Origin of the sequence: Lactobacillus kalixensis DSM 16043, from assembly GCF_001434335.1 — a bacterium.
Lineage (GTDB): Bacteria > Bacillota > Bacilli > Lactobacillales > Lactobacillaceae > Lactobacillus > Lactobacillus kalixensis.
Window position 1 is genome coordinate 24831 of sequence record NZ_AZFM01000021.1, and the last position, 7798, is coordinate 32628.

General features: G+C 29.7%; 4 protein-coding genes. All 4 read left to right on the forward strand.

Annotated elements, in window-relative coordinates; genetic code table 11:
* The first annotated feature begins 21 nt into the window (after nucleotides 1–21).
* The 4 genes from FC46_RS06775 to cas2 all read left to right on the forward strand — a co-directional run bounded on the left by FC46_RS06775 (nucleotide 22) and on the right by cas2 (nucleotide 7709).
* Entirely contained in the window at nucleotides 22–1869 is a 1848-nt protein-coding gene (locus FC46_RS06775) for a DUF2075 domain-containing protein (protein ID WP_057799107.1), read from the forward strand.
* 248 nt (nucleotides 1870–2117) lie between these two features.
* Nucleotides 2118–6188, forward strand: a complete 4071-nt coding sequence (gene cas9 / locus FC46_RS06780; protein WP_057799108.1) for a type II CRISPR RNA-guided endonuclease Cas9 — start codon at nucleotides 2118–2120, stop codon at nucleotides 6186–6188.
* Nucleotides 6189–6520: 332 nt separating this feature from the next.
* A complete protein-coding gene (cas1, locus tag FC46_RS06785) occupies nucleotides 6521–7426 on the forward strand; it encodes a type II CRISPR-associated endonuclease Cas1 (RefSeq protein ID WP_057799110.1) in 906 nt (301 codons plus the stop codon).
* Nucleotides 7404–7709 (forward strand): CRISPR-associated endonuclease Cas2, encoded by a 306-nt coding sequence (cas2, locus tag FC46_RS06790; protein ID WP_057799112.1) that lies wholly within the window; start codon nucleotides 7404–7406, stop codon nucleotides 7707–7709. Before cas1 ends, cas2 begins: the two co-directional genes overlap by 23 nt.
* The last annotated feature ends 89 nt before the right edge of the window (nucleotides 7710–7798 follow it).

Sequence of the window (7798 nt, forward strand, 5' to 3'; positions counted from 1 at the left end):
TAAGAGTTAAGGTGAAGTTAATTGTCAGAAAAAATCAAAGCACCAATTATTTTTGAAACTAAATATAATCAAGACACTGCTACCAAATTAAATCAAGAAATTGATCAAAAATATGCTGATAATCAAAAAGCGCAATCTTTATTAACTGAATATCCAACTGTTTATGTAATTAATGATTCAACAGAAAAGAAAAGACATAAATATACCGTCTATGTTGGTGAAACTAATGATATTCAACGGCGAACGATTCAGCATATTGAATCTGATCCTAAAAGTAGGTCGGATTTCTCAGATTTGAAGGATTCATCTAATGTTGATATGTATGTAATAGGTCATGAACACTTCAATAAATCAATGACTTTGGATGTTGAAAACAGATTGATGCAATATTTAAGTAGTGTACCGGCTGTTTCAAAACTTAATAATCGTCGATTTAATGATCAGAATAAGTATTATAATTCCAAAGAATTTGATATTATCTTCAAATATATTTGGAAAGGCCTGAACAAGAAAAATAAAGAACTTTTTCCTGCTCAAAAATTATTAGAAGATTCAGCATTATTTAAAGCTTCACCTTTTAACAAGCTTACTTCAGAACAATTAAAAGCCAAAAGTTTAATTATCGAAAAAATCAATCAGGCATTAATTGAATCAAAATCAGATCGAGAAAAAGATGGAAAACTAATCTTGGTTGAAGGGGATGCAGGTTCTGGTAAGACAGTTTTAATGAGTAATATTTTTTATGATCTTGTTCATGAAAATCATTTGATGAATGAAAATCGCAAAGAAGATGATCAACAATCTAACAAACGATTATCAGTGGCAATGTTGGTTAATCAAAATGAACAACTAAAAGTCTACGAAGAAATCTCCAAAAAGCTATTTGATAAAGAAGACAATGTTGAAGTTGAAAAGCCAGTAACTTTTATCAAGAACACTTATCCAGATGAAAAGGTTGATATTGCTTTAGTAGATGAAGCTCACTTATTGCTAACTCAAAACAATCAATCATATTCAAATAGTAAAAATCAAAAGGGACCTAAATTAGGTTCTAATATGCTATTGGATATTATGAAGAGAGCTAAGGTTGTGATGGCAGTTTTCGATCCTAAACAGATTCTTTCTACAGCAAGTGTTTGGGATGGGGATGCTTTTAAAATCTTAGAAGACAAAACGGGTAAAGAAAATATTGTTCGTTTGCATAATCAAATGCGGATTGATGCGTCATCTGAAACAGTTAAATGGATTCGTAATTTAATTGATTACGGTAAAATTGGAAAGATTCCTGAAGATGAGAAATATTCAATTAAGATCTTTTCAGATCCTGCAAAAATGGAACAAGCTATTAGTAATAAGAATGAAGATCAAGAAAATGGTATTAGTCGAATGGTAGCTACTTTTGATTGGCCTTATTCAGGAGGTAAGACTTTACCACCTTCTGATCAAAAATATTGGTTAGTTAGTGAAGGCGATTGGCAGATGCCTTGGAACTATGAAATTAATGCTCGTGACAAATATGAAAAGAATCATCGTGCAGGTAGAGTGGTGAAATATAACCAACAATCTTGGGCTGAAAAAGACTATACGATCAATGAGATCGGTTCTACTTATACCGTTCAAGGATTTGATCTCAACTTTGTTGGTGTAGAATTGGGACCTTCAGTAAAATATCGTGATGGCAGAATTATTCACGATCCATCAGAAAGTGAAAATAGTAAAGCTACGCAAAAACGTGATTCAAGTAAGAGTTATGCTCAAGAATTGTTGAAAAATGAGTTCAATGTCTTATTAACTCGTGGTGTTCATGGCTTATATATTCATGCGGTTGATCCAGCACTGCAGAAGGCTTTGGAAGATGCAGCTAAGTAGTTTGGCATTAGTATAAAACTTTAAAATATAGAAAAATGATTTTACAAGTTGTATATATACCAGTTCAAAAAGTAATAAAAATTAGCGAGGTAGTTTCGCTAATTTTTTATTTAAAGAATTATAGTCATGTATGAAGGTACTATTAATTACGTCGACATGCTTGTCGATAAAAAATTGCATATATTATTTTTAGCGTTTTATAAATGGGTTAAAATAAATTTATATTATTAGAATAGAGGAACGAAGTTATGAATCAATCAGAGCCTTATTATTTAGGTATAGATACTGGTGTTTCAAATGCAGGACATGCTGCCATTGATGAAAATTTCAATATCTTAAAATATCATCATAAAAAAGAAATAGGTGTAACTCAATTTAAAAAAGCTAACACAGCAGAAAAGAGAAGAAGCTTTAGAGGTGCTAGAAGAAGATATAGTCATAGAAGTTGGCGTTTAAAGCAGTTTGAAAGATATATGGCCCCTTATTTTGAAGAAAAAGGTGTCAACTATAAAGAATATCTCAAGGCTTTTAATAATTCTTGGATATCACCTAAAGATAAAAATAGGAAACAGTTAAAATTTAATACTGAATTATCAAAATATAACACAAGATTTGAAGCAATGGTTTCACTAATTGAAAATGATGATAGTGTACCTAAGGATCCCGCTAGAAGATTGCAGTTGATATTTGAAGTTATGCATCCTCTAATTAAATATCGAGGTAATTTCTTAGAAAAAGGGGAAGTAGAAGACTTTGCAATGCCAAAGTTGGATTATTTTTTAGCGTTGAATGAAATTAATGCTGCTTTGGTAAAAGTTGGAAAAAATCATGAATTATCTGAAGCTTATCTTCTTAACATAACTAATGCTAAGAAGATAGAGTCAGTAATGAGTGATGAAACTATTAATAATGCAAAAAAGTGTGATTATATAGCTGATCTTTTAGTAGTTGATAAATTAAAGTCTGATGCTAAAAAGTTAAACAAGACTTTGTGTAAAAGTATTGCTAGTTTAATTTTGGGAAGAAGTGTAACAAGTAAAAGCTTAAAACAGTTGTTTAATTATGAAGCTGAAATAAAAGTTAATAATAAGGCTGTTAAAGGATTTCGGTTTGGAAGTGGTGATACACAAGATATTCTTGACGTAATGTATGACTCCTATCCCGTGAACGCTACTTTGTTATTAGATAGTCTATATAAAACGTATCGACAAATTAAGCTTTTTGAGCTTCTACCTGGTGGTAAGTATTTTGAAAGTATGGTTAAGTCATATTCTGAGTTTAAAGAGCAGCTGGCTAACTATAAGAAGGCGTTAAAAACTATTAAAAATCCAGATGTTGTTAATACAATGAAGGATAAGTTGAATTCTTATTTATATTTTAAACGTAGGGGTAAAAAGATAGATTATGAAACCTTTATCGCAAGTATATCTAAAGAAACTAAGGGCAATAAATCCAATAATTTTTATCCATATCGAAATGAGAATAAATATGTAAAAGCTATTTTTGAACAAATTGATAAAGGCAATTTCTTGAAAAAGCAAAGAGGTCTTGACAATAATAATTTACCTCATCAAGTAATGCAATTAGAATTGCGTAGAATAATAGATACGCAATCTAAAGTGAAAGGCTTCGAATGGTTAGCTAAAGATGACTTAACTAATAAGCATGAAAAGTATAACCTTGAGCGCTTTATTGATTTTAGAATTCCGTATTATGTTGGTCCATTAGATAGAAATAATTCTTCTGAATTTTCATGGGTTTGTTATAAGGATAAGAAGAAAATTCCACTTACTGTTTGGAATTTCAATGAAAGAATAGATTTTGGTAGAACAATCAATCACTTTATTCGTAGAATGACTGCGACTGATACTTATATATTAGGGGAAGCAGTATTACCCGCTTCAAGTTTGATTTATCAAAAGTATGAAGTACTTAACGAATTGAATAAAATTAAAGTTAAGGGGCAGAGCTTATCAGTTAATTTAAAGCAGGATATCTTTGACCAATTATTTAAGAAGGGTGACGTGAATTTACAACGACTTTGTGGATATTTAAATGCATATGTAAATGAATATAATAATGATTTGAAAGCAAGTGAAATTACGGGCCTACCAGAAACTGGGAAATTCAATTCATCGTTAAGTACATATCATTTGTTAAAAGAAGATATTCCAGATCTAATTAGTGATCCAAAGTATCAAAATGACATTGATCAGATTGTTGAAATTCTAACTGTATTTGATAAAGACTCTATTAAAGTTAAAAAAGAAGAAATATCTAAATTAAAGATTTCAAAGATTGACGGATTTCCTTTAAATAAGATTGCAAGTAAGCAATTCAAAGGCTGGGGAAGATTATCCAAAAAACTTTTATGTGATCTGAAGTCTAAGACAATATTAAACGACAATAAAGAATATTCAATTCTAGATATTTTATGGTTTACAGACTTAAACTTACAGCAAATTATTAAAAAAGAAGATTTTAAAGATCAAATCCAAAAATTGAATAAACAATTTACTATGGGGGAGTCAAGAGAAGATAAAATAAATCGTATTTTACAGTATTCTAGAATATCAGCTCACAATGAAAGAAGTATTCGGCAACTTGTTGCTATAGTTGATGACTATACTCAATTCAATAATCGAGCACCTAAAATGATATCTTTAGAATTTGCTAGAGGTTCTCAGAAAAATGCAAATAATTCAACTAAGTATGAACGTGTCCAACAAATTTTACAAAATGCAGTAACAAAGATTGAATGGGATAAGAATTTAGAAAAAGAATTTAATTCCTTTAAGTCTAATAAACAAAAGTTTGGCTTGAAAGAATATTTGTACTTTACACAAAATGGTAAAGATATTTATGATTCTACACCAATAGATATTAATGATTTAGATAGATATGATATTGACCATATTTATGCCAGATCTAAACATGGTACGGATAATTCTTTAGATAATATAGTATTAACATCTGTTAAAAATAATAGAGATATCAAAAAAGATAAGCCAGCTGTAAAAGCTTTTTCAAAACAAAAGGATTTTTGGAAAAATTTGAAGGATTGCAGACTTATTTCTGAACAGAAGTATAAAAATCTCAATACTGACTGGACTGAGAAAAATTTTGATGTTCATCAAAAGAGTAGAATGATAGCTCGCTCATTAGTAGATACAAGCGCAATTACCAAAATTACAGCTCAAATTTTAAACGAATTATATCCTGACACTACTATTATTGCGATTAATGCAGGATTGAGCCAAAGCTTACGTGAAAAATTCAATTTGTTTAAGGTCAGAGATGTTAATGACTATCACCATGCAGTAGATGCATATTTAGCTGCTTTTAGTGCTGTTTTTATGTGGAAACTTTATCCTTCTTTGCGCCCAATGTTGGACTATAACGATTATTTAGTGTCAAGAAAAGTAAAAGACATCGATTTAAATAAATTTGGATTCGCTACGTTAAATGAGGGAAAGAAACACCATTTAGTTCATGATGGTATAATTACTAATTCTGACGGAGAGATAGTAGGTAATCAAAAGAAAATTATAAAACAATTGGAGAAACTTAGAAATCCTAAATGGATGTCTGTAGTTTATCGTCCAATAGAAAATGGTAATAAAGGTGGAGGATTATTTAAACAAACCATCAATAAAGCAAAGCAGAGTAAAAAAGCGATTTCTAAGAAACGTAATTTAGATTCTGCTATTTATGGTTATTATGATACCCCTAATACTAAATCTATGATGCTTATAAAATTCGAAGGAAAATATAAGATAATAAATATTCCAAATGGGTTAAATCTTAGGGATTCAAAAGCAATTGATCAGTTGATTAAGAAAAATTTGCCTAAGAATAAACAATATCGTATTTTGATAAAGAATATCTTACCATTTACTATGGCTCAAGATGTTATAAAAAAGGAAAATTCAAAATATAAGGCACATTATTTGATTGTTAGTGCTGATGGTCCAACTAATTATGATCAATTGTGGCTGCCAAATAATGTAATGGAATTGCTAGAAGAACTAGACAAAAGACCAGCTGAATTGTTTGAAAATGAAGATATGGATAAAAAGTTAAACAATGCATTTGAACAAATTTGTTATTACGTAGAACAATACAGTCCATTAATCGCTTATCAACAAACTGCTTGGCAAGCTTTAGTAGCCAATAAAGAAAAATTCATAAAATTAAAAGCAAATGGCGATAAGGAAAAGTTGCAAGCTAAATATGGAGAAATAATTAGTATTTTGCAGGCTATTCATTCAAATAGTTCAAAATATTTCAATATTTCAATGGAAAAAAGAACTCAATAGAAGAATTTGCTGGCAGATTGGGGTATTTCCAATCTTGGAAATTAAATGATGATACACAATTAGTATTTTCATCCCCATCAGGTTTACATAAGAAATATGTTCGCTTAGGAGATCTATAAATCAGAAAACAAGAAGACCCTCCCAGTGGGAGGGTCTTCTTTGGTACTAATGACCAGTCTAATAATAGACGAAATCGACTTTCTTTATTTAATATCATAAAGAATCTTATTTTAACTTTTGATGTACCTAGTTAAGATGTAAAAGTCGAGATTGATTAGCTAGATCAATCTGTAAGAATTATAACATTTATGAGTTATTAAGGAAATAGAAATATGGCGTGGAGAGATGTATTTATAACTAATCCATGTAGGATTAGTTATACAAACAATAATATAATCGTGCAGACAAGTGAAGGAGCTAATTACTTAAATTTAAATGATTTACAGTCTTTAATAATTGATACTCCTGAAGCGGTAATAACTTCTAGAGCTTTATCTGAAATAGCCAAGAATCAAATTAGTTTTATGATGGCTGATGAAAATTTTTTACCAAGTATAACTTTATCATCACCAATTGGTTCAACTTTTTCAGTAAAGAAAATCAATTCGCAAATAAATTGGAGTGAGGATAGAAAGAACACTTTATGGACAAAAATTATTTATCGGAAGATATCTAATCAAATTAATACGGCCCAAGAATTAAAATGTAATGTTATAGGGATGCAAAAGCATCTTGATAAATTGGAATACGGTGATAAAACGAATCAAGAGGCTATTGTAGCTAATCTGTATTTTTCGTTAATTGCTGGAAAAGGTTTTAAAAGAAGAGAAGAAAGCTTTCCAATAAATAATTGTTTAGATTATGGATATGCTGTATTACTTAATAGAATTAGTATGGAAATAGCAGGTCATGGCTTTTTGTTGCAGCTTGGAATACATCATTGTAGCGTGGCTAATCCATATAATTTAAGTTCGGATCTTATTGAATCATGGCGTTTTATTATGGATGATTATGTATTTAAGAATGACATTACAGATTTAAATACATTAAACAAAGCTAGATTAATTGACAGATTAAACCATGAAATAAAATTTAACGGAAAAAGACAACTTGTTTCAAATGCTATAAAAATATATGTAAATGATTGCTTGAATTATTTAAATGAAAAGAAAGATGATATCAGCTTTGAGGTAGAAAAAATTGAGGATTCAGATAATGAGAATGCTAGTGATGTTTGATATGCCAACTACTACTTCAATAGAACGGCATAATTATCGGATTTTTGTTAAGGAGTTAGAAAGGGAAGGATTTGTAAGAATTCAATTTTCGGTATATGTCAAAATATGTACCAATTTTTTAGAAACAAAAGAAACTGAAAAGCAATTGATTCCATTTATTAGAGAAGATTGTATTGTTCAGAGTTTAGTATTGACTGAAAAACAGTATGCAAACATGCACTTCTTAAGTGGAACATCTATTAAAGATGTTAGAAATATTTCAAAAAGGTTATTAATACTATGATAATTAAATTTGATTCAATCAATAAGCTTATAAACTGAAACTTGAAAGCACTAAAATACACCAGAACCCTCGTCGGTTCTGGTTTTTCC

Excerpts from the sequence above, each read along its gene's own strand:
- cas2 (WP_057799112.1), top strand. The coding sequence starts at position 7,404 with ATGAGAATGCTAGTGATGTTTGATATGCCAACTACTACTTCAATAGAA.
- cas1 (WP_057799110.1), top strand. The coding sequence starts at position 6,521 with ATGGCGTGGAGAGATGTATTTATAACTAATCCATGTAGGATTAGTTAT.
- cas9 (WP_057799108.1), top strand. The coding sequence starts at position 2,118 with ATGAATCAATCAGAGCCTTATTATTTAGGTATAGATACTGGTGTTTCA.